Source organism: Sedimentibacter saalensis (genome assembly GCF_007830175.1).
In the GTDB taxonomy this organism is placed as follows: Bacteria; Bacillota; Clostridia; order Tissierellales; family Sedimentibacteraceae; genus Sedimentibacter; species Sedimentibacter saalensis.
On sequence record NZ_VLKH01000002.1, the window covers coordinates 489,713 to 511,504 of the forward strand.

At 35.9% G+C, this 21,792-nt stretch carries 19 protein-coding genes and 4 tRNA genes; 11 read left to right on the forward strand and 12 right to left on the reverse strand.

The annotated features are described in order from the left end of the window. Nucleotides 1-26: 26 nt before the first annotated feature. Both LY60_RS05160 and LY60_RS05165 read left to right on the forward strand, forming a co-directional pair. Nucleotides 27-755: an MBL fold metallo-hydrolase gene (locus LY60_RS05160; protein WP_170226107.1), complete on the forward strand. Its 729-nt coding sequence runs from the start codon at nucleotides 27-29 to the stop codon at nucleotides 753-755. Between the two features lie 156 nt (nucleotides 756-911). Further along, nucleotides 912-1,424: a hypothetical protein gene (locus LY60_RS05165; RefSeq protein ID WP_145080914.1), complete on the forward strand. Its 513-nt coding sequence runs from the start codon at nucleotides 912-914 to the stop codon at nucleotides 1,422-1,424. A gap of 80 nt (nucleotides 1,425-1,504) precedes the next feature. Here LY60_RS05165 and LY60_RS05170 read toward each other — a convergent pair whose 3' ends face one another. After that, entirely contained in the window at nucleotides 1,505-1,849 is a 345-nt protein-coding gene (locus tag LY60_RS05170; protein ID WP_145080917.1) for a PadR family transcriptional regulator, read from the reverse strand. A gap of 234 nt (nucleotides 1,850-2,083) precedes the next feature. Here LY60_RS05170 and LY60_RS05175 point away from each other — a divergent pair, with 234 nt between their 5' ends. From LY60_RS05175 to LY60_RS05185, 3 genes are read left to right on the forward strand one after another with little or no spacing between them, the layout of a single operon-like run. Then, nucleotides 2,084-2,566: an NADH-quinone oxidoreductase subunit NuoE family protein gene (locus tag LY60_RS05175; RefSeq protein WP_145080920.1), complete on the forward strand. Its 483-nt coding sequence runs from the start codon at nucleotides 2,084-2,086 to the stop codon at nucleotides 2,564-2,566. Further along, entirely contained in the window at nucleotides 2,560-4,437 is a 1,878-nt protein-coding gene (locus LY60_RS05180) for an NADH-quinone oxidoreductase subunit NuoF (RefSeq protein ID WP_145080923.1), read from the forward strand. Before LY60_RS05175 ends, LY60_RS05180 begins: the two co-directional genes overlap by 7 nt. A gap of 2 nt (nucleotides 4,438-4,439) precedes the next feature. Further along, nucleotides 4,440-6,131 (forward strand): [FeFe] hydrogenase, group A, encoded by a 1,692-nt coding sequence (locus LY60_RS05185; RefSeq protein ID WP_145080926.1) that lies wholly within the window; start codon nucleotides 4,440-4,442, stop codon nucleotides 6,129-6,131. A 95-nt stretch (nucleotides 6,132-6,226) separates the two neighbouring features. Here LY60_RS05185 and LY60_RS18295 read toward each other — a convergent pair whose 3' ends face one another. From LY60_RS18295 to gpr, 5 genes are all read right to left on the reverse strand, one after another. Further along, complete coding sequence (locus LY60_RS18295) at nucleotides 6,227-7,006, reverse strand: TPM domain-containing protein (RefSeq protein ID WP_145080929.1); 780 nt, start codon at nucleotides 7,004-7,006, stop codon at nucleotides 6,227-6,229. A 14-nt stretch (nucleotides 7,007-7,020) separates the two neighbouring features. Next, complete coding sequence (locus tag LY60_RS05195; RefSeq protein WP_145080932.1) at nucleotides 7,021-7,587, reverse strand: LemA family protein; 567 nt, start codon at nucleotides 7,585-7,587, stop codon at nucleotides 7,021-7,023. A gap of 12 nt (nucleotides 7,588-7,599) precedes the next feature. Next, nucleotides 7,600-9,405 carry a translation elongation factor 4 gene (lepA, locus tag LY60_RS05200; protein ID WP_145080934.1) on the reverse strand — a complete coding sequence of 602 codons (1,806 nt, stop codon included), beginning with the start codon at nucleotides 9,403-9,405 and terminating at the stop codon, nucleotides 7,600-7,602. A 65-nt stretch (nucleotides 9,406-9,470) separates the two neighbouring features. Then, nucleotides 9,471-10,643 (reverse strand): stage II sporulation protein P, encoded by a 1,173-nt coding sequence (spoIIP, locus tag LY60_RS05205; protein ID WP_145080936.1) that lies wholly within the window; start codon nucleotides 10,641-10,643, stop codon nucleotides 9,471-9,473. Nucleotides 10,644-10,740: 97 nt separating this feature from the next. Beyond that, nucleotides 10,741-11,682, reverse strand: coding sequence for a GPR endopeptidase (gene gpr / locus LY60_RS05210; RefSeq protein WP_212633449.1), 942 nt, complete (start codon nucleotides 11,680-11,682; stop codon nucleotides 10,741-10,743). Nucleotides 11,683-11,899: 217 nt separating this feature from the next. Here gpr and rpsT point away from each other — a divergent pair, with 217 nt between their 5' ends. Beyond that, on the forward strand, nucleotides 11,900-12,163 hold the full coding sequence (rpsT, locus tag LY60_RS05215; protein WP_019227713.1) for a 30S ribosomal protein S20: 264 nt from the start codon (nucleotides 11,900-11,902) through the stop codon (nucleotides 12,161-12,163). Nucleotides 12,164-12,372: 209 nt separating this feature from the next. Here the strand turns inward: rpsT and holA are convergent, their stop codons facing one another. Together holA and LY60_RS05225 are read right to left on the reverse strand one after the other, a co-directional pair. After that, nucleotides 12,373-13,404 (reverse strand): DNA polymerase III subunit delta, encoded by a 1,032-nt coding sequence (holA, locus tag LY60_RS05220; RefSeq protein ID WP_145080943.1) that lies wholly within the window; start codon nucleotides 13,402-13,404, stop codon nucleotides 12,373-12,375. Further along, on the reverse strand, nucleotides 13,373-15,730 hold the full coding sequence (locus tag LY60_RS05225) for a DNA internalization-related competence protein ComEC/Rec2 (RefSeq protein ID WP_145080946.1): 2,358 nt from the start codon (nucleotides 15,728-15,730) through the stop codon (nucleotides 13,373-13,375). Before LY60_RS05225 ends, holA begins: the two co-directional genes overlap by 32 nt. Nucleotides 15,731-15,801: 71 nt before the next feature. Between LY60_RS05225 and LY60_RS05230 the strand changes: the two genes are divergently transcribed. The 5 genes from LY60_RS05230 (at nucleotide 15,802) to LY60_RS05250 (ending at nucleotide 20,696) form a co-directional block, all read left to right on the forward strand. Then, nucleotides 15,802-16,764: a ribonuclease H-like domain-containing protein gene (locus LY60_RS05230; RefSeq protein ID WP_145080949.1), complete on the forward strand. Its 963-nt coding sequence runs from the start codon at nucleotides 15,802-15,804 to the stop codon at nucleotides 16,762-16,764. 686 nt (nucleotides 16,765-17,450) lie between these two features. Beyond that, entirely contained in the window at nucleotides 17,451-18,827 is a 1,377-nt protein-coding gene (locus tag LY60_RS05235; protein ID WP_145080952.1) for a pyruvate carboxylase subunit B, read from the forward strand. 9 nt (nucleotides 18,828-18,836) lie between these two features. Then, nucleotides 18,837-19,142 carry an OadG family transporter subunit gene (locus LY60_RS05240; protein ID WP_246145375.1) on the forward strand — a complete coding sequence of 102 codons (306 nt, stop codon included), beginning with the start codon at nucleotides 18,837-18,839 and terminating at the stop codon, nucleotides 19,140-19,142. A gap of 26 nt (nucleotides 19,143-19,168) precedes the next feature. Continuing rightward, complete coding sequence (locus LY60_RS05245) at nucleotides 19,169-19,549, forward strand: biotin/lipoyl-containing protein (protein WP_145080958.1); 381 nt, start codon at nucleotides 19,169-19,171, stop codon at nucleotides 19,547-19,549. Nucleotides 19,550-19,559: 10 nt separating this feature from the next. After that, the gene (locus LY60_RS05250) at nucleotides 19,560-20,696 is read left to right on the forward strand and encodes a sodium ion-translocating decarboxylase subunit beta (protein ID WP_145080961.1); all 1,137 of its coding nucleotides are present in this window, start codon (nucleotides 19,560-19,562) and stop codon (nucleotides 20,694-20,696) included. Nucleotides 20,697-21,316: 620 nt separating this feature from the next. On the opposite strand, the gene LY60_RS05255 is transcribed toward LY60_RS05250, so the two are convergent. From LY60_RS05255 to LY60_RS05270, 4 genes are all read right to left on the reverse strand, one after another. Then, nucleotides 21,317-21,392, reverse strand: a tRNA-Phe gene (locus LY60_RS05255). A gap of 125 nt (nucleotides 21,393-21,517) precedes the next feature. Further along, nucleotides 21,518-21,591: transfer RNA gene (locus tag LY60_RS05260), tRNA-Ile, on the reverse strand. 25 nt (nucleotides 21,592-21,616) lie between these two features. Continuing rightward, nucleotides 21,617-21,693 (reverse strand) — tRNA-Ile (locus LY60_RS05265). Nucleotides 21,694-21,714: 21 nt separating this feature from the next. Beyond that, nucleotides 21,715-21,791 (reverse strand) — tRNA-Pro (locus LY60_RS05270). Between the last annotated feature and the right edge of the window lies 1 nt (nucleotide 21,792).

Genomic DNA, 21,792 nt, shown 5'->3' on the forward strand with positions numbered 1-21,792 from the left:
TTATAATATTTCTTAGAGGTGATTTTATGAAAATATACTTTATTTACCACAGCTGTTTTGTTGTTGAAACAAAAAGTTCATTTTTAATGTTTGATTATTATAAAAATAAGAAGGACAAAAATTCGGATTTTGATTTCGTTGTTCTTATGAACAATATATTTGAAAGTGAAAAGCCACTTTATGTTTTTTCATCCCACAGCCATCACGACCATTTCAACAAGGAAATATTAAAATGGCATGAAATGAAAAAAAATATCCATTACATATTAAGCTATGACATTAAAATAAAAAATCCTGAAATGAATTATTATTTTATGAAGACAAACGCAGAACTCCATATAAACAACTTAAAAATTTTATCATATGGTTCAACAGATGAAGGAATAAGTTTTACGGTGGAAGTTGACCACAGAAGGATATTCCACTCAGGCGATTTAAACTGGTGGAAGTGGTCTGAGGACACATTATCAGAGGAAAAAGCAATGGAAGAAGCATTCAAAAATATTGTAGATGATATAAAAGGAAAAAGAAATGTCATAAGCGTTGCATTTTTCCCGGTTGACTACAGACTTGAAGAAAATTATGATTGTGGAGGAGAATACTTTATACGCAAAATAAAACCAAGGACATTCATTCCAATGCATTTTTGGGATGAGTTCGATATATCTCATAAATTTAAAATTACGCATCAGGAGAAGTTTCCGTCAACAAAAATTGTAGAAATCAGGCACCCCAATCAATTGCTTGAACTTTAATTGTGCAAAAATGCCGCTGTAAAGCGACATTTTTTTTATTTAATGCATCTTTATGATAATAAGTGAAAACTTTTAAATGCAAAATCAAAAAAAATTATGCTAAATTTTAAAATCCTTAATATATTTTACAAATAGATATGTCGAGGGGGACTTACCATGAAAATTACCATAACAAATGAAAGCGGAGACTGCAAGGAAAATCTGTACACCAAGGACAAAGTAACATATGAAGTCAAGGATCAGGAAATACTGGATTTTTTCTCACAGCTTGCTGAAGCTTACGCCAATGAAGACCATATGGATAAAATGTATGAATGTCTTTATAATTTAATTAATTACGGATACCTGTATACTGATGGTGTTGAGGAAGAATACAACAGTTACAGTCATTATTCTTTTGATGATGAATATGATGAATATGATGATTATGAGGAAGAAGACGATTATGACTATGAATTTGAAGAAGATCATGTTTCTCAGGATGGATTCAAACTCATTTACTCTGAAGTTGAATATTATGTGGACGCTGAGCGCGTTTCAAAGGAAGAATATGATGATGCCTGGGATGACAGGCTTGGCTACCTTGGCTCTTCAAACTGGGAAGACCTTGGTTTACTAATAACAAATGCTGAAACAGAAGAAATAATCTTCCTTGGAAAAATTTCTTAAACCCGGGGCGGGCTTACCCGCCCATGATAACAATCGAATAAACCATCATGAAACAGCCAAATAAGGCTGTTATTTTGTATTTATAGCGATATGGTTGATTCCTTCCCAACTATGAGATTTACTTTTGCTGAAAATTCAAACCATTCTTTTTTCATATTGTATAAGGAAACTCTACCTTTTTTTGTTATTTTGTAATATTTTCTGGACTTGTTGGATTCCATCATGTACACGGCTGACTTTATGAGTTCATCCTTTTCAAGTCCATGCAGTATGGGGTACAATGTGCCTTCCTTCAAAACAAATGTACCGTACGACTTAGCTTCTAATTCCTTGATGATTTCATAGCCGTATTTATTTCCTGATTCAATTATCGATAAAACCAACAATTTTGTGTTTCCCTTTATTAAACTTTTATCTACTTTCATAATTCCTCCCTATACCTAGATTATCTATGTTCTATTATTACATAGATTGCCTAGGTATGTCAAATCATTTCATTAACTTTCTTACTGAAATTATGTTTTTTACTTTTCTTTATGCCGGAACTTCATGTATTTCAATTTCATTTTTATGTATTTTTTGCGGCACTTGTTTTCCATGTGTAAAATTTGTTATATTATTATCAAAGATTAAAAATAATTACCGGAGGGGACTGTTTAATGATTGCAGAATTTAAAGAAAAAGTTGATGAAATATTAAGACGTCACAGCTGTGAAAAAAAAGAGCTTATAACAATTATTCAGGAAATTCAAAAGGAATACCGCTACTTACCTGAGGAAATCTTAATTTATGTAGCTGAAAAAATGGACATCAGCCAATCTAAAATTTATGGTGTAGCTACTTTTTACGAGAATTTTTCACTTGAAGCAAAAGGGAAAAATATAATCAAGGTATGCGACGGAACTGCCTGCCACGTGAGAAAATCCTTGCCTATTTTAAATGCCATGAACAAAGAACTGGGCTTATCTGACAAGAAAAAGACTACGGATGACCTTCTTTTTACCATTGAAACTGTTTCCTGCTTAGGTGCATGCGGACTGGCACCGGTCATCACAATAAATGACCACGTACATCCTAAAATGACGCCGGATTCAGCCGTAGATTTGATTAGAGCCATAAAGAAGGAGGAAATGCAATGTTAATTAAAACACATCATGATTTGTCATCCTATGCCAAAAAATTTGAAAATTCATTAAACAAACAAAAAATCAAAGTCCTTGTATGCTGCGGTACAGGCTGCATTGCCAGCGGATCATTAAAAATATATGATGAACTTTCAAGACTCATACGAGAAAACGGTTCATTGGCTGATGTTGACCTTTTAAAGGAAGAAGAAGGTACAAGCGTTAAAAAAAGCGGATGTCACGGCTTTTGTGAAGCTGGTCCTCTTGTAAGAATAGAGCCATACAACTATCTATACCTTAAAGTTAAGCTTGAGGACTGTGAAGATATTTTTAAACAAACCATACTCAATGGTGAGCCTGTTGAACGATTAATGTATCAGGATGAAAAAAAGGTTTACAAAACACAGGAAGAAATTCCTTTCTACCATAAACAAACAAGATTGGTTCTAGAAAACTGCGGCCATATGGATGCTGAAAATATTCAGGAATGTATTGCCAGAGGTGGTTATGAAGCTTTTTCAAAAGTTCTGAGAACCATGGAACCCAAAGATGTATGCAAACTCATACAGGACTCAGGACTTAGAGGACGCGGCGGCGGCGGATATGTCACGGGAAAAAAATGGGGACAGGTTTTGTCACAACCAAACCCCGTAAAATACATTGTTTGTAACGGCGATGAAGGTGACCCGGGTGCTTTTATGGACAGAAGCATGATGGAAGGTGACCCTCACAAGGTAATTGAAGGAATGTTGATTGCTGGCTATGCAGTAGGTGCCCATACAGGATACATTTATGTAAGAGCAGAATACCCAATGGCTGTTGAACGACTTAAACTGGCTATATCTCAGGCAGAAGAGTCCGGCTTACTGGGAGAGAACATTTTAGGCTCAGGCTTTGACTTTGACCTCCATATAAACAAAGGAGCAGGAGCTTTTGTATGCGGTGAAGGCAGCGCCCTTACTGCATCTATCGAAGGTGATCGTGGGATGCCTCGTGTAAAACCACCTCGTACTGTTGAGCAGGGTTTGTTCGGATGCCCTACAGTTTTAAATAATGTTGAAACATTTGCTAACGTTCCATTTATAATAACAAATGGAGCCGATGAATATAAAAAATACGGAACAAAAGACAGTCCGGGAACAAAAGCTTTTGCCCTTACAGGCAACGTTGTAAACACAGGCCTAATTGAAGTACCTATGGGAACTACTCTAAGAGAAGTAATATTTGACATAGGAGGCGGTATACCTGACGGCAAAAAATTCAAGGCAGTTCAAATTGGAGGACCATCCGGCGGATGTCTTACTTTTGATGAAAGGCATCTGGATTTGCCCCTAAGCTTTGACTCTCTTAAAAAAGTTGGAGCCATGATAGGCTCCGGCGGTATGGTTGTAATGAACGAAGATACATGCATGGTTGAAGTTGCTCGTTTCTTCATGAGTTTCACCCAAAGAGAATCCTGCGGAAAATGCATTCCATGCAGAGAAGGTACAAAGAGAATGCTTGAAATACTGGAAAAGATAGTTGCAGGAAACGGCACTGTAGAAGACTTGGATCTTTTAAAAGACATTGCAGACACAGTTAAAAACACTGCTCTTTGCGGTCTTGGCAAAACATCCGCCAATCCGGTTCTAAGCACCCTTGAGTATTTCCATGACGAGTATCTTGCTCACGTTGTAAACAAAATATGTCCTGCAAAACAATGCAAGGATTTATCTGCAATAGAAATAGATGCATCACTTTGCAAAGGATGTTCTAAATGCGCAAGAAATTGCCCGGTTAATGCCATAAGCGGCAAAATCAAGGAAACTTATGTAATAGACAAAAAAGTCTGCATAAAATGCGGTGCTTGTATTGAAGCATGCTCATTTAAAGCAATTAAGGAGGTTTAGTCATGAGCGGAACTATGATCATAGATGGCAGAAAAGTTGACTACACAAATCAAAAAAACATATTAAGCGTTATAAGAGATTCAGGTATAGATTTGCCTACGTTTTGTTATCATTCTGAGCTGAGTATTTATGGAGCATGCAGAATGTGTTCTGTTGAAACGTCAAAAGGCGAAATAATTGCCTCATGTTCTGAAAAGCCCAGAGATGGAATGGAAATTTTCACAAATTCACCAAGGATCAGAAAATACAGAAAAATGATTTTGGAACTTCTGCTGGCTAATCATGACAAAGACTGCACGTCCTGTGACCGTACAGGAAGATGTCAGCTGCAGAAACTTGCCAAAAGATATGGTCTGGGTAAAAACAGATTTCCTCAGATTAACAAGGATTATGAAGTGGACAATTCAAGTCCCAGCATAATCAGGAATCCCAACAAATGCATAAAATGCGGTGACTGCGTCATGGTTTGTGAAGAAATACAAGGCGTTGGAGCATTAGGATTCGTACACAGAGGTTCTGATGTCATGATAAATCCAGCTTTCAATAAATCGCTGGCACAGTCAAATTGCGTAAATTGCGGCCAATGCCGTATAGTATGTCCTACAGGGGCAATTTCCATAAAAAATGAAACTCAAAAAGTATGGGATGCTCTTTATGATAAAAATATAAGAGTTGTTGCACAAATTGCTCCTGCTGTAAGAGTTGCCCTCGGTGAAGAATTCGGTAAAAATCCAGGTGAAATTACCACAGGAAAAATTGTTGCAATTTTAAAGAAACTTGGAGTGGATCATGTGTTTGACACATCATTGTCCGCTGACCTTACGGTTATGGAAGAAAGTGAGGAATTTATAGGAAGGCTTCAAAGAAATGAAAATCTTCCTCTCTTTACTTCATGCTGTCCTGCATGGGTAAAATATGCAGAAGATAAATATCCTAATCTTAATAAAAATATTTCCTCATGCAAGTCACCTCAGCAAATGTTTGGTACAGTTCTGAGGGAAGCATACAACCAAAAAGATTTTGAAGACGGCAAAGATACATTCATTCTTTCCATTATGCCGTGTACTGCTAAAAAAGCAGAGGCAGCAAGAAAAGAATATATCCATGATGGAATAAGAGAAGTCGATGTTGTATTAACTACTCAGGAACTTGCTATAATGATTAAGGAATTAGGCATTAAATTTGATGAAATTGAAGAAGAAGCAATGGATATGCCTTTTGGTATAGGGTCCGGAGCAGGAATAATTTTCGGAACAACAGGCGGAGTAACTGAAGCAGTGTTAAGAAGAGTTTTGAAAAACAAATACGGCAAAGATGACTGCAAAATCATTTTTGAAAGCGTAAGAGGTCTTGAATCTGTTAAGGAAACTTCTGTGAATGTAGATGGAAGGGAAATAAGATTAGCAGTTGTTCACGGTCTCAAATATGCTGACAATCTCATTAAACAACTACAGCGCGGTGAAAAGCAATATGACCTAATTGAAGTCATGGCATGCACAGGCGGATGTATTGCAGGTGGAGGTCAGCCTGTTCCAAAGGTTATAACTAAGGAAACAAGAATGTTAAGAGCCGGCGGACTTTATAAAATAGACAAATCTATTCAAATAAAAAGTTCTGATGACAATTATGCAGTAAACAATGTATATGAAAATATTTTAAAAAACAACCGTCACAAGCTTCACAACCACAAATAACTTAATTAATTAAGACTTTAGTCTTCAATTAAAAACCACCGGATGAAATGAACCTCCCACATATGTCATTTCATTACCGGTGGTAATTTTTTTGTTTAAAAACCTCTTCCTGCTCCGCCTCCGCCAGAACTTCCGCCCCCTCCGAAACCTCCGCCTCCAAAGCCGCCTCCGCCGTAACCGGAACCTCCTCCGAAACCTCCGCCTCCGAGAAAAGGCCATATGAAAAATCCTCGCCTTCTTCTGCCGCCTCTTCCTCCTCCTATGATTATGAGAAGGAGTATAAGCATTATTAATCTTCCATATGAGGCTATATTAGCAGGAGCATTTTGTTTAACATCCGTATTGATACTGCTGAATATTTCATCATTGTTATAGTTGTATTCTTCATTTACCCGGCTGGCTACATTGATGAAGATGTTATTTATCCCTGATGAATAATCTCCATTTGAGAGATAATCAGTTGCAGCATCCAATATTCTTCCGGCTTCTGCATCTGTTATAACTCCTTCAAGTCCGTACCCAACTTCAATTTTAATTCTTCTTTCCTCTAGGGCAAGAAGAATCAGCACACCATTGTCGTATTCATCATTTCCTATTTTCCAATTTTCAAAAAGTCCCACAGAATAATCATATTCGTCAATGCCCTGCATATCAGGAACAGTTACAACTACAATCTGCGGTTTTTCTGAAGTATTTTCATATCTTTTGTTAACATTCAGAATATTGTTTTCTACATCAACATTTATTAAATTTGCATAGTCATTTACATAAAATTCAGTTGTAGGATTCGGATATGTTACAGCAAAGGCATGAGAGCCTGTAATCGCTGTTACAAGTATAAAACAAAGAAGATGCGGCAAAAATAATTTCTTCACCCTATCACTCCCTGCTAGTCAAAGTTAACTTCCGGTGCTGTTTCAGCGCCTTCATTAGCTTCAAAATATGGCCTTTGTTCAAATCCAAACATTCCAGCCAGTATGTTGTGTGGGAATTTCCTGATTGCAGAGTTGTAATTCTTCACTGCTTCATTGTATCTGTCTCTTTCAGTAGATATTCTGTTTTCAGTTCCGGCCAATTCATCCATCAGGCCTCTTACATTTTCATTTGATCTCAGTTCAGGATAATTCTCAACCACTACAAGCAACCTGCCAAGGGCTCCTTCAAGAGCGCTTGATGCTTCCACTTGTTCTGATGTTGTCTTTGCTCCTGCCATTCTCGCCCTGGCATCGGCTATTGCAGTGAAAATTTCCTTTTCCTGAGCCATTGCCCCCTTTACCGATTCCACAAGATTCGGTATGAGGTCAAATCTTCTTTGCAGCTTGCTCTGTACGTTAGCCCACTGTGTGTTTACTTTTTCATCCAAAGAAACCAGTGAGTTGTAACCTCCAAAAACAAATGCTGCCAATCCCCCGATAATTACCAATACAGCAATTAATGCTATTAACCCTTTACTCATTTAACCGCCTTTCTAGTCTTCGTCAAACTTCAGTACGGCCAGGAACGCTTCCTGAGGAACCTCCACATTACCAATTTGTCTCATGCGCTTCTTGCCTTCCTTTTGTTTTTCCAGAAGCTTTTTCTTTCTTGTTATGTCGCCGCCGTAGCATTTTGCAAGAACGTCCTTCCTCATGGCCTTTACGGTTTCTCTTGCTATTACCTTAGTACCGATTGCAGCCTGAAGTGGCACTGCAAATAGATGTCTAGGAATAACGTCTTTAAGTTTTTCCACAATCCCTCTTCCTCTTTCATATGCCTTGTCAGCGTGGACTATTATGGAAAAGGCATCTACCAGCTCCGCATTAATTAGTATATCCATTTTTACAAGTTCTGATCTAACATATCCGCTTAATTCATAATCAAGTGATGCATATCCTCTTGTCTTAGATTTCAGCGCATCAAAAAAGTCATAGATAACTTCATTTAAAGGCAGCTTGTAATGTAGTATTACCCTTGTTTTTTCCATGTATTCCATGTTCTCGAAAATTCCTCTTCGATTCTGGCAAAGTTCCATTATAGGTCCCACATAATCTGTAGGCGTCATTATGGAAGCAGAAACAATTGGTTCCTCCATATAATCAATTTCCTGAACAGGAGGCATGTTTGTAGGGTTTTGCAATGTCATCATTTCGCCGTTTGTTTTGTAAATTTTATAAATAACGCTTGGGGTAGTTGCAATAATGTTTAAATTAAATTCTCTTTCAAGTCTTTCCTGAATTATTTCCATGTGAAGAAGTCCTAAAAATCCGCATCTGAAACCAAATCCTAATGCTATGGATGTTTCAGGCTCAAATGTAAGTGAAGCGTCATTAACCTGAAGTTTTTCCAAGGCATCCCTAACGGCTCCGAACTCTTCCCCTTCTGCAGGATAAACTCCGCAAAATACCATTGATGTTACTTTTTTATATCCGGGAAGCGGAGCAGTAGCTGGGTTCTCAGCATTTGTAATTGTGTCGCCCACCTGGCAGCTTCTTACTTCCTTCATGCTTGCACATAAATAACCAACATCCCCTGACAACAATGCGGCTGTTGGTTTTTGTGTTGGAGAAACTATTCCCACTTCTGTTACATCAAAAGTTTTTCCCGTTGCCATCATTTTTATTTTATCGCCTTTTTTAACCTGGCCTTCTTTGACTCTGATGTATGCAACAACTCCTCTGTAGCTGTCATAATATGAGTCAAACACCAAAGCCTTCAAAGGAGCATTTTCATCCCCTGATGGAGGGGGAATTTGTTTTACTATTGCTTCAAGAACCTGGTCAATGTTTATGTTGTCCTTTGCTGAAATCAAAGGAGCATTTTCACAGTCAAGACCAATTACATCTTCAATTTCCTGTTTAATTTCATCAGGTCTTGCACTTGGTAAATCTATTTTGTTTATTACAGGAACAATTTCAAGATTCTGATCCAGAGCCAGATACACATTGGCCAAAGTCTGAGCTTCTATTCCCTGTGCTGCATCAACAACAAGCACTGCTCCTTCGCAGGCAGCAAGGCTTCTAGAAACCTCATAGTTGAAATCCACATGTCCCGGAGTGTCAATGAGATTTAAAGTGTAATTATTCCCATCCAAAGCCTTGTATAAAAGGCTTATGTTCTGAAGCTTTATTGTAATTCCTCTTTCTCTTTCAAGATCCATGTTGTCCAATACCTGCTCCTGCATTTCTCTGTGGGAAAGCAGTCCTGTATTTTCTATAAGTCTGTCCGCCAACGTTGATTTACCATGATCTATATGAGCGATTATCGAAAAGTTTCTTATGTACTTTTTTCTGTCCAAGTATTATTCCTCCCTAATTAACTGGTAAGGGTATTATATCAAAAATTATGTAAATGTAAAAGAATTTATTTGCTTATTTCGTCAATATACTCAAGCAAAACCTGTGATACTAAATCCGCCGAATACTGAGCTTCATCGAGTGTGTTAAGACTGCTTCCTATCTCAATAAGCATTGACTGATTGCTTAAGTACTGGTTGAAATATGCTCCTGGTCTTACTATTATTTTTCTGAAAAGTCCCGGGTACATTTCTTCAGCAATAGCGTACAATTTGTCTGCTGTTTGTTTCACCTGTTCATAGTTGCCGTTTTTGTCCCCCACTACCAGGGTACATGTTGCTGCTGCCCTGTCATTTATGTAAGTTGTTTTTACCTGGGAAAGCACTGCTTCATACTCCGAATTTTCTTCAGCGCCGTCCCTGTGAATATCTATGAGTAAATTTTTTTTGCTGTTTGATAAAATTTGGCTTACAGCATAGTTTGAATTGGCATAGGATGAATTGTAGTCAGGATAGTCGTTGTATTCCTGCAGATGTGTTAAATTAATGCCGTTTCCCTCTAGGTTTGAAGCAACTATGTTTCCTATGCCTGTAACATTTTTACCTTCATCCAGAGATCTGTAGTTGCTCCCTTCATCCGGATAATAGGATTCCGTGCCGTGGGTGTGGTAAATTATAAGATTTAAATTTTCATTAATAGAAGCAGCGTCTAAAAACAAATCTCTCGGACCGCTGCTCCTTGATGTTTTTGATTCCACAATCTTAAAAAAATCTTCTTTTCTGTTGTTTGCAAGATACACTGTCTTTTCGACATCCTCGATATTTTCTTTACTTTCGTCGTAAATTTCAAGAGGTTTTTCATTTTTTGTCTTGCTGTCAATTGTCTTGAAAACTTCTTTTTCTTTATCATCATTTGTTTCAACTATCTTACCGTCCTGACTGCTGGTTTCATCAGTTTCTTGCTTTTCCTCGCTGTCATCGCTTCCTTCAGTATTTTCATTGAATGTTTTCTCAAGGAATATATTGAAGTAAGACATCATTTTATCAAGAGCGCTAAGCTGTTCACCATTTTCGTCTTCACCATTGTAATTGATGGAAATAGTTGTGACTTCCTGCCCTTCCTTGCGCTTTTCCGACATGTTGTAAACATAGCTGTAACCTACGAAAAGTATAGCCAGGCACAAGACAGACATCATCATATAAAATTTTGTTCCACCCTTATTTCTTCTTCGTCTTTTCATGATTCAACTCCACATATTTTCACTTTTAGTAATATATTAATGTATATGTGTATTGTTTCCTGAATAACACTGTTATTTTTTACAATTGCATTACGTTTTACTCGTATCCCGGATGAACAGCCTTATTTATGGATTCTGCCAAAATTTCCGACAAATTTTCAATGAGTGAGTCAACTGAGCTTGGAGTTACAATTGATTCACCGTACATGGGGTTTAATATTTCCTTGATGAAAGCATGCTTTTCGTTGTATTCAAGGTCGCTTAGTATCCCCATAATCTGTCCTACATCGTCAGTCTTATCACGGAGAGCTTCCTCCATGGCTTCAATTGTGTCGTTAACAATTGTGGCAGTATCAACAACTGTAGGTATTCCAATAGCAACAACCTTTATTCCGATGGTGTCCTCGTTGAGAGACCCCTGCATGTTTCCTATACCGGAACCCGGCTCAATTCCTGCATCCGTTATCTGCACCACAGAACATAATCTTCTCATTTTTCGGGATGCAAGAGCATCTATTATAATAAGAAGGGTTGGTTTTATTTTTTCCACAACACCTATTATAGTATTGATTGTTTCAATTCCTGTTGTTCCCAGCACACCGGGCTCAAGAATTGCAACCTCGTTGTAGTCCTGATCGAATTCTTTGTTGTATGCCTTGAAAAACTGCCTAGTAACCTTTATTTTATCCAATGTCTTTGGTCCTAAGGCATCAGCAGTTATGTTTCTGTTTCCAAGACCAACAACCAGCACTCTTCCCCTCTCAAGTCCGGAAACATCCTTTATTGCACCAGCCAGTATTTCAATCACTTCCTGCCTGGACTGTTTGCTCAGGTCTTTGAGGCTGTTGGTTTCATAAGTAACATACTTCCCTTTTTTCTTTCCCACCTGCTTCTCGGCATCATCATCAAGAATTTCAAGCTCAATTACTTCTCCGTGGCTGAAGTTTCTTGTGTTAAGCTTTATTCCTTCAACTCTTTCTTTAAGAGATTCATTTGCTTCATATGCTAAATCCGTCCTGTAATACATCTTTCCTCCCATTTGATGCAAAAATTTTATTGTATTTTTATCATTTCCATATATAATAATATGTATATAAGATTTATTATTGAAATTTTTCAATTTTTTATTCTTTATACTTGATTTTTGTCAGAATTCCCTGTATAATTGGTTTGCTGTCAAAAATATTATCACTTATGCAAATAATGTGTTACAATATTAAGCGCATCTAAAAAGACTTTTGAAGGAGGTGAAGATTTTGGCAAATATTAAATCTGCAAAGAAAAGAATTTTGGTTATAAACAAGAAAACTGAAGCTAACAAGAGCAGAAAGTCTGAAATCAAAACATATATTAAGAAGTTTGAAGTAGCATTGGCTGAAGGAAACTTAGAACAAGCTAAAGAATACTTAACAGTATGTGAGAAGAAATTATATCAGGCAGCAGCTAAGAACACAATTCATAAAAAAGCTGCAGCTAGAAAAGTAAGCAGAATGACACTTAGATTAAATAAAGTTGCTTAAGTTTTAATTGGTGGGTCCTCCACCTCTGAAACTTTAGCCGCCATAAGATTCATCAACTAACCTCATAGTCTAGAATGTGGTGTTAGTTGATGAATCTCTGGAAAATAAAAAAACCGTTCCCGGTTTTTTTTATTTTTCGTAAGTTCCGGCAAATTGCCGGAACTTTTTAATTTATTTAGATTCTATGCAAGTAAAGGTTCTCTGATAAATCACTTGATAATCCCATTAGTAATCAATTCCAAACCTATACGGTTGTCAATTTCTCCGGTTTTAATCTTCTTGTCAATATCTAGAATTTCTCTCATGTATACTTCGATTTTTTCCTTGCTTAATGCTCTTGACTGTTTTGAGAGTTTAGTAGCAATGAAATTCTTTATTTTCATTTTTGTCATTATGTCATTTAAAGAATAACCCTTCTTGCTTAATACCACATACTGGTACAGCAATCTGTACTGCCTTGCAATCATGTGAATTATAAATTGTTCAGGCGTGTTGTTCAAAAGCATTTCCTCTAGAATTTCATATGCCTTTTTCTTGTTTCCTTCGCATATGTAATCAACAAGTTTAAAAATGTTGCTTTCAACTGACTTAATCATCAAAAGCTCAAGGTCTTCCTGAGTTAATGATCTTTTTCCTTCATTATAAGAAGATATTTTTTCAATTTCATTATTCACGTGGTAAAGGCTCACAACACTTTCATATTCTAAATATCCGCAGTTGTTGGCAAGATAGTCGGCATCCTTGAGATTTACGTCAATGTTGTGCTTTTTAAATCCGTTTACTATGTATTTTGAAAGTTCTCCTTCAGTCAATTTGTTTATTTCAAACAAGCCGCCAGTTTCCTTCATTCTTTTTACAGCCTTTTTCCTCATGTCAGGCTTGCCTCCCTTTATGAGAAAAAACACTATGCATGAATCATTGTGGTCAATCATGTCCAGAAGCTTTTCTTCTTCCTTTTTTCCAAGGCTTCCCGTTGAAGTCAAAAAAGCTGCTTCCTTTACAATGCAAACTTTCTTATCCGCCATGAAAGGAAATGTAGATGTAAATCCATAAAAATCATCGAAGCTGTTTTCGATTTTTTCTGTTTCCATGTAGTTCATGCTTTCATAGTCTTCATCAACATAATTGTCTTTTGCTTTCTTAACTGCCATGTCTATATAATATTCCTCTGTGCCGTAAAGAAGCACAAAGTTTGGAACCTTATTCTTATCAATTAAATTTGTTATTATTTTGTAGCTCATAGCACTCCTCTTTTTTAATCCACATCCATGCCAATAGTGCAATAAATATGAACAACTTTGGAATTATCAGTTCAAAATATAGTCTGTAGTAGTTTTCTGAACTTTCACCTGTATATGTATTATAATATAAATTTCCATCTTTTAAAACAAAATTTATTTCTCCATGCTCAAAGGTTGAAAGAACCTTGCTGCCTGAAAACTCATACCTTTTTACAACATCAGTATCCGGAATGCCATAATTATTTTTTCCGTAGCTTAATACAGAAATTTCAGCTCCGGACTTCTTAACAAATTCTTCAGTTGAAGATGTGCTGCTCCCATGGTGAGGCACAACTAATATAGTTGATTTTTCAATATCTTCAAGAATAAGTCTTTCAACATCACCTTCAATGTCTCCGGGAAGAAGAATGTTCATATTCATATAATCAAGCACTAAAACCAGCGATGAATTATTTTTATTCCTTGAATAATAATTTTTTTCAGGCCACAGTACATGAATTTTTAAATTTTCATCAATATTTATAACTCCTCCTTTTTCTGCAATCACAGCATTTATATATTCTTCATTTTTAGAAGAAGAAAATAAATTCTTAACATTTATGTTGTTTTGTATGTCAGCTAATCCTGAGCAGTGATCCTGATCCCAATGGCTTATGAAAATACAATCAACATTTTCTACCCCATGCTTTACAAGGTAAGGCACAGCTGTATATTCTCCGAAACCTCTCTTTGAACTTCCGCAGTCAATTATAAAGCTAAAATCTTTGTACCTGACTGAAGTGAACAATCCCTGCCCTGCATCTGCAACACTGAAATACAAATTATTATCAAGTATTGGATAAATTGCATAGATTACAGCATAGAAACTTATGAATACTGTAAAAACAAGTTTTTTAATGAAACATTTCTTATGGTCCGCTAAATACAAACATAAAAACAATGCTGTGTAAAAAAACATGATTTCAGAAAAAGACATAGATCTTACAACTATTCCATTAAATGCAAAATTGTCAGAAAAATAAACCAGGTATCTGAGAGATGTTAAGATTAGATCAAAAATATGAAAAGGAACTGTGAGAATAACCGAAAACATCCCGTTTAAAATCAGGAGCAAAAATCCCCATGCCAAAACAACAGTGAAAACAGGTATCAAAATAATGTTATAAACTATGCCCATGAGTGGAACGTAGTTGAAAAAATATGAAATTACCGGCAATGTAAGTACCTGCAGGAAAATATACATACATATATTTCTTAAGAATTTTTTTTCTTCAGGAATATGTATTGAAATAAATCTGCTAAACAATATGAAGCTTAAAGCAGCAGAAAATGAAAGAAGAAATCCAGCATCAAAAAGCCAGTAAGGGTTGTACACTGTAAGAATAAGAGCAGCCAGCCCTATGGCATTAAGAGAGCTGTACTTTCTGTACAAAACTTCAGAACCAAACAACAAGGTGAACATTACAAGAGATCTCATTACTGAAACAGGAAATCCAATGAGAAAACCGTAAAACCATATTATAGACCACGACAGTATCCAGCTCATCCTTCTGCTTATACCTAAAGCCATAAATACAAATAACATGAACCCATACATAATAACTATATGTGTGCCTGAAACAGCAAAAATGTGAGCAAGACCCATCTTCTTTATTCCATTGTATAAGTCTTCTTCCAGGTAATCTGACTCGCTTAATATGATTGACAATATTATGTCTGCATTTTTACGGCTCAAATTGCTGTAAAATGTATTTTTAGTATACTCTTTGAAATTTAATGATATTTCGTTTAATAAAGAGAAGTCTTTTTTTATAACAGCAGCTTTACATTCTGCAAAAATAACAGCATGAATTTTTTTACCTCTTAGATAATTCTTGTAATTAAATAAAAGCTTGTTTTTAGAAAAGTCAGTTCCCTGGATATTCCCTTTTATTTCAACAATGGAGTTTTCTGAAATTTCAGTATTTTTATCAACATACACAATTGTGTTTTCACGGCTGTCAAGTTTCTTTCCGTCAATTGTCAGGACAGCTCCATTGTAGCTTAAGTAATCAGAATGGGATAAATTTTTGTTTATTATTTCAACTCTTACACTCATATTTTCATTAATGTGTTGTGCAAGAACAGAATTTGAATTATAATTACAGTTGACTGCGGACAATAAAAGAAATGCTATGATTACAGAATTGTACATATACTTTTTCAAAACAAACGAGTTATATATGAGCAAAGCAAAAACAATTGTAAAAAAGAAACTGAAAAATCCCAGTTCATATGCAATTATTCCTGCAGCATAAAACATAAAAATGGAAATTAATATATACATGCATACCACTTAATATTTTATCAGATATCTTTATATTAATCAAAATAATTTTTCTTTATAAAGGGAGCATCATGATAGTAAATTCAAACGAAACAAACATAACAGCAAGCAAAGAATTACATAATCTGTTAAAACAGTCTGTTTTTCTTGACATAGAAACTACCGGCCTTTCCAGGCAGTTTTCTGACATTATATCAATTACCATACTTCTTAATGAAGATAATGTGTACAAAATATACCAGATTTTCTGTCAGTACAGTGTGGACGAGCCCCAGGCGCTGAAACTTTTAAAGGATCTAATTAAAAACAAGAATTTCATCATAACATACAACGGCAACAGCTTCGATATCCCTTTTCTATCCTTTAAAGCACAAAAGCATGGCGTAGATTTAAAACTAGAAGACATGCTTAAAATTGATTTGTACAACTACATTTGCCAAGTTAAAAATAAAGTTGATATTCCGGACCTAAAACTTAAAACAGCAGAGGAATACTTTAAAATTAACAGAACAGACACACTATCTGGAGAAGATGTGACAGTTCTTTATGAGGCATACAGATTAGAACCAAGAAATGAATTTTCATTTCTCATAATGCAGCACAACTATGAGGATGTTTTAAATCTTCCCATTTTGATGAACAATATTTTAAACCTTTACGATGATGTTTTTTACTTCAATAACCTCATAGTAAGGGTTAACAACAGTAACTTCTGTATCAAAAAGAATTCTTTGATAAGCAAATTCAACATTATATCGGACCTTAAGGCAGATTATATCCATCCATCGATAAATTTTAATTTAAACGTGAATATAAGTTCTCAGACAATGGATTTAGATATTCCTGTTGGTTTTTTCAAAGACGTATCCATAAGCGAATTTTATTTTGTTGATAACAATGAGTACAATCTTAAGTCCTACACTGCCATCGAAGGAATAAAAAGAAACCTCATGCCCATAAAATTAAACGGCAAAATGTATTACGACAACATCCTGGGCTTGACCAAAAGCATTTTGTATTCCATATTCCAATAATAACTTAATAAAATAAACCTTCCATTAAAGACTGTAATTTTACAGTCTTTAATTTTTTAGTCTATAATTTACATTACTTCATTTAATAAGCATAACCATGTTCTTTGGTTTATTTTGTAAGTTTTCTGATTTTGTTCCCTCATTTTGCTTATTGACCGTCAAAATTTCTTCAAATTTAAGCATCTCTAAGTGTTTTTATTATTATTCAACCGCATTTTATCCTTATTTTTGAAACTTTTTTACCTTATTGATTTTTTTATTTAACTTAAGTTTAGCGTAAGTTTATTATTTTAACTTGTATTTAAAATATACAAACTTATAAATAGGTTTTATGTGTTTATTCCTAAAATAATTAGGCAAAATACGCTTTTTACTATTGACACCCTAAAACTATTGTTATATAATCATTTTAAGTTGAGGCTCTTAATATTATAATGTTCATTTATAAAACATCAAATTATTAATCAGAACTTTCAACAATGCAATTTATAAAACAAGGATAAAATCAAAAATGCTAATTTCCACTTTTGACTTTCAGTAAATTGCATTATATATTTTTAATACTGCAATACTATCAATATGGCAGTCTTATCATATTAATGAAGTAATTCCGAGCTGGAATTAAAGCTTTTTATATAAATAAAATTGCATAGCAAGGCTATGACTATAATGCTAGGAGAAGATATATGAAAGTAAACATAACCGAAACGATTCTGAGAGATGCCAATCAATCTTTAATTGCAACACGTATGCCTTTTTCAGATTTTGAGGAAATTTTAGAAACATTAGATCAGGCAGGATACTATTCTCTGGAATGCTGGGGAGGCGCAACATTTGACTCATGCTTGAGATATCTTGACGAAGATCCATGGGAAAGATTAAGAAAAATCAAATCTAAAGTTAAAAATACAAAACTTCAAATGCTCTTCAGAGGTCAGAACATTTTGGGATACAAACACTATCCTGATGATGTTGTAAGAAAGTTTGTTGCACATGCAGCAAAAAACGGCATAGACATATTCCGTATATTCGATGCCCTCAATGATTTCAGAAATATTGAGACAGCAGTTGATGAAGTTAAAAAGCAAGGTAAACATGCTCAAGGCTGCATATGCTATACAACAAGCCCTATACATAACCTTGAAAAATATGCTGCAATGGGAAAACAGCTTGAAAAAATGGGTGTTCATTCAATCTGCATAAAAGACATGGCTGGAATTATGGGACCTCAGGAAGCTTATGACCTTGTAAAGGCTCTTAAGGAAAGTGTAAAACTTCCTGTATATCTTCATACTCATTCAACAACAGGTCTTGGACCAATAACTTACGCAAAAGCCATTGAAGCAGGATGCGATGGAATCGACACAGCAATTTCCTCATTTAGCGGTGGAACATCTCAACCACCTACAGAAACAATGAACTATGCAATAAAACAAATGGGATATGAAACTAGTCTTAACGAAAAGACATTAAAGAAAATAAATGATTACTTCAAAACTTTGAGAACAGGATATATTTCATCAGGCCTTATGGATCCATTTGTTATGGGAACAGAAACTGACGCTCTTGTTTACCAGGTTCCAGGCGGAATGCTTTCAAACCTTATTTCACAGCTGAAGGCTCAAAATGCAATTGACAAACTGGAAGAAGTGCTTGAAGAAACACCAAGAGTAAGAAAAGACATGGGCTATCCTCCTCTTGTAACTCCTATGAGCCAGATGGTAGGCGTTCAGGCTGCTACAAATGTTCTTTCAGGCGAAAGATATAAAACAATATCAAAAGAAATAAAATCATATGTAAAAGGTGAATACGGTCAGGCTCCTGGAGAAATTGATTCTGAACTTATGAAAAAAGTTTTGGGAGACGAAAAACCAATGACACACAGATTTGCAGATGATATGGAACCAGCATTTGAAAAAACTAAAAAGGAACTCCAAGGAATTGCAAGAAATGATGAAGATGTTCTTTCATACATTGCATTCCCGCAAATAGCTGAAACATTCTTCAAGAAAAGAGAAGAAAGCGAATCAAAGACTGTTAATTACACAATTACAAGAAAGTAGGTGAACAGAATGGCATTTTCAGAAAGTTTATTGGTTGCACTGTTCTGTTGGGCAGTAGTATTTAGTGTATTAATAATTCTGTTTACAATAATTAGAACATTCTCATTTGCTCTAAAATTACTTCCAAAAAAAGCTGTAGAAGTACCAGCAGCTGAAGTTGCTGCAGTTGAAGAAGAAGAATATTCTTCAGGAACATTAAAGTTAAAAGATGTGGATGAGCAAACTGCTGCCATGATAATGGCGATTGTAAGCGACGAATCAGGAATACCACTTTCAGAGCTAATATTTAAGTCAATAAAACAAATTGCTGCTTAGCAATTATTATTTAAGGAGGAATAGAAATGATATATGTTGTTAATATAAATGATAAATCTTATGAAGTAGAAGTAGAAAAGGGAAAAGCAAACATAGTTAAAACTACAACAGTTGCTGCTCCTGCTCCTATAGTTCAGGCTGCTCCAGCCGCAGTTGCTGCTCCCCAGACTGCAGCTCCTGCCGGAAACGTGTCAGGAGAGCCAATAAAATCCCCAATGCCTGGTGCAATACTTGATGTTAAGGCAAGTGTTGGAGCCACTGTAAAAAAAGGACAGCTCCTTTTCATACTTGAAGCGATGAAAATGGAGAATGAAATTTTCTCTACAATTGATGGCGTTGTTTCACAGATTATGGTTTCAAAAGGTTCAAGCGTATCAACAAATGACATCCTGATGGTAATTCAGTAAGGGGGAAAAAATGTTTATTGAATCAATTATAAAACTACTTGCAGACTCAGGCTTCGCAGCACTTACATGGCAGTCCGTTGTTATGATAGCAGTATCTTGCGTCCTTATATACCTTGCCATAGTAAAAAAGTTCGAACCTCTGCTGCTTTTGCCGATAGCATTCGGCGTACTGCTTGCAAACATGCCATTAGCAGATTTAATGGCTGCACCTCCAAGTGCATCTGAAGCTGGCGGATTGTTGTATTATTTGTACTTTGGTGTTAAAAAAGGAATTTATCCTTCACTTATATTTCTTGGCATAGGTGCCATGACTGACTTTGGTCCATTAATAGCAAGACCTAGCAGTTTGTTCATGGGTGCAGGTGCACAGCTGGGCATAAGCATTGCTTTCATCATAGCAGGTGTACTTGGATTCACACCAGCTGAAGCATCATCAATTGGTATTATAGGAGGAGCGGACGGTCCTACAGCAATTTACCTTACTTCAAGACTTGCTCCCCACTTATTGGCTCCTATTGCCATAGCTGCTTATTCCTACATGGCTCTTATTCCTCTTATTCAGCCTCCAATCATGAGAGCACTTACTACTAAGAAGGAAAGAGAAATAAAAATGGAACAGCTTCGTGAAGTGTCCAAGCTTGAAAAAGTTTGTTTCCCAATATGTGTTACAATATTCTGCGTTCTTTTGCTTCCTTCAGTAGCTCCTCTACTTGGAATGCTCATGCTAGGAAATTTATTTAAAGAATCAGGAGTTGTTGATAGACTTTCAGACACTGCACAAAATGCAATGGTAAACATAGTTACAATTTTCCTTGGACTGACAGTTGGAGCAACTGCAGCAGGAGAACAATTTTTAAAACCTGAAACATTAAAAATAATCGCTCTTGGTCTTACAGCATTTGCATTCAGTACAGTTGGTGGACTTTTAATAGGAAAATTAATGTGTGTCCTTTCAGGCGGCAAGGTTAATCCTTTAATAGGATCTGCAGGAGTTTCAGCAGTACCTATGGCAGCCAGAGTATCACAGGTTGAAGGTCAAAAAGCAAATCCTACAAACTTCCTTCTCATGCATGCTATGGGACCAAACGTAGCAGGAGTAATAGGCTCAGCTGTGGCAGCAGGAATTCTTCTCTCCCTGTTCGGTTAAAATACTATAATAATAAAAAATACATCGTTTAGCCACTTTACGATGTATTTTTTTATTTAATATGATTTATGTAGTCTAATTTTCATGAACAATATTCTTTTTAAAAATAATCCTCTGTAAATCCCCCAAAACAGTTCTTACCTCTCATTCTCTATCAAACCATCTAATAGCTCAAACATAAAAGCAAACTGTTTTAAACGCTAAATACAGTCTCTTACAACTTAAACTAATTCAGTTTATACTGAAATTCATATTACATGTCTATTATATTTCTATACTGAAAACTACATCACACAGAACCATGAATAAGCTTTTATATTGATGCGTATTGCATAATCCATTTTCCTTTAGTAATAACTATGAATCCATTTATTGTTTTTCTTCTAATAATTAGTGTACCAGGTAATATGTGTAGAAGCTTTTACTTTTATGGATGAAAACTGATTCACATGGTAGTACCTTAGTATCTTTTATATCAAGCCACAATATTCAAGCAATTTTTTATGAATAAATCTAACTGTTGATTATATTAAATTGATATGTAGTATTGTTTTGAAGTTCATATTTTTTTGCAATAAAAAACTGCCTCACGTAGTAACTACATGAAACAGCCTTTTCTTTGGTGCCCAAACGCGGAATCGAACCACGGACACGGAGATTTTCAGTCTCCTGCTCTACCGACTGAGCTATCTGGGCATATGCAGTCTCGTTCATCAATTTATTTGCTCCTTGCGTCGCATAAATTGAGAACTCGTTGCAAATGACCTACCATCAATTTTTCTCTCCCTATCGGTCGAAAAAATTGGGTTAGGGCATCTTAGTGGGCCTTCAAGGACTCGAACCTTGGACCTACCGGTTATGAGCCGGGCGCTCTAACCAACTGAGCTAAAGGCCCATAATATATAAAATATTATGGATAATGGTGGGCTTAGATGGACTCGAACCATCGACCTCACGCTTATCAGGCGTGCGCTCTAACCACCTGAGCTATAAGCCCATATTTTGTACACTTTTTAAATGGTCGGGGCGGCAGGATTTGAACCCGCGGCCCTCTGGTCCCAAACCAGATGCGCTACCAAACTGCGCTACGCCCCGA

Excerpts from the sequence above, each read along its gene's own strand:
- LY60_RS05160 (WP_170226107.1), top strand. The coding sequence starts at position 27 with ATGAAAATATACTTTATTTACCACAGCTGTTTTGTTGTTGAAACAAAA.
- LY60_RS05165 (WP_145080914.1), top strand. The coding sequence starts at position 912 with ATGAAAATTACCATAACAAATGAAAGCGGAGACTGCAAGGAAAATCTG.
- LY60_RS05170 (WP_145080917.1), bottom strand. The coding sequence starts at position 1,849 with ATGAAAGTAGATAAAAGTTTAATAAAGGGAAACACAAAATTGTTGGTT.
- LY60_RS05175 (WP_145080920.1), top strand. The coding sequence starts at position 2,084 with ATGATTGCAGAATTTAAAGAAAAAGTTGATGAAATATTAAGACGTCAC.
- LY60_RS05180 (WP_145080923.1), top strand. The coding sequence starts at position 2,560 with ATGTTAATTAAAACACATCATGATTTGTCATCCTATGCCAAAAAATTT.
- LY60_RS05185 (WP_145080926.1), top strand. The coding sequence starts at position 4,440 with ATGAGCGGAACTATGATCATAGATGGCAGAAAAGTTGACTACACAAAT.
- LY60_RS05195 (WP_145080932.1), bottom strand. The coding sequence starts at position 7,587 with ATGAGTAAAGGGTTAATAGCATTAATTGCTGTATTGGTAATTATCGGG.
- spoIIP (WP_145080936.1), bottom strand. The coding sequence starts at position 10,643 with ATGAAAAGACGAAGAAGAAATAAGGGTGGAACAAAATTTTATATGATG.
- gpr (WP_212633449.1), bottom strand. The coding sequence starts at position 11,682 with ATGGGAGGAAAGATGTATTACAGGACGGATTTAGCATATGAAGCAAAT.
- holA (WP_145080943.1), bottom strand. The coding sequence starts at position 13,404 with ATGAGCTACAAAATAATAACAAATTTAATTGATAAGAATAAGGTTCCA.
- LY60_RS05225 (WP_145080946.1), bottom strand. The coding sequence starts at position 15,730 with ATGTATATATTAATTTCCATTTTTATGTTTTATGCTGCAGGAATAATT.
- LY60_RS05230 (WP_145080949.1), top strand. The coding sequence starts at position 15,802 with ATGATAGTAAATTCAAACGAAACAAACATAACAGCAAGCAAAGAATTA.
- LY60_RS05235 (WP_145080952.1), top strand. The coding sequence starts at position 17,451 with ATGAAAGTAAACATAACCGAAACGATTCTGAGAGATGCCAATCAATCT.
- LY60_RS05240 (WP_246145375.1), top strand. The coding sequence starts at position 18,837 with ATGGCATTTTCAGAAAGTTTATTGGTTGCACTGTTCTGTTGGGCAGTA.
- LY60_RS05245 (WP_145080958.1), top strand. The coding sequence starts at position 19,169 with ATGATATATGTTGTTAATATAAATGATAAATCTTATGAAGTAGAAGTA.
- LY60_RS05250 (WP_145080961.1), top strand. The coding sequence starts at position 19,560 with ATGTTTATTGAATCAATTATAAAACTACTTGCAGACTCAGGCTTCGCA.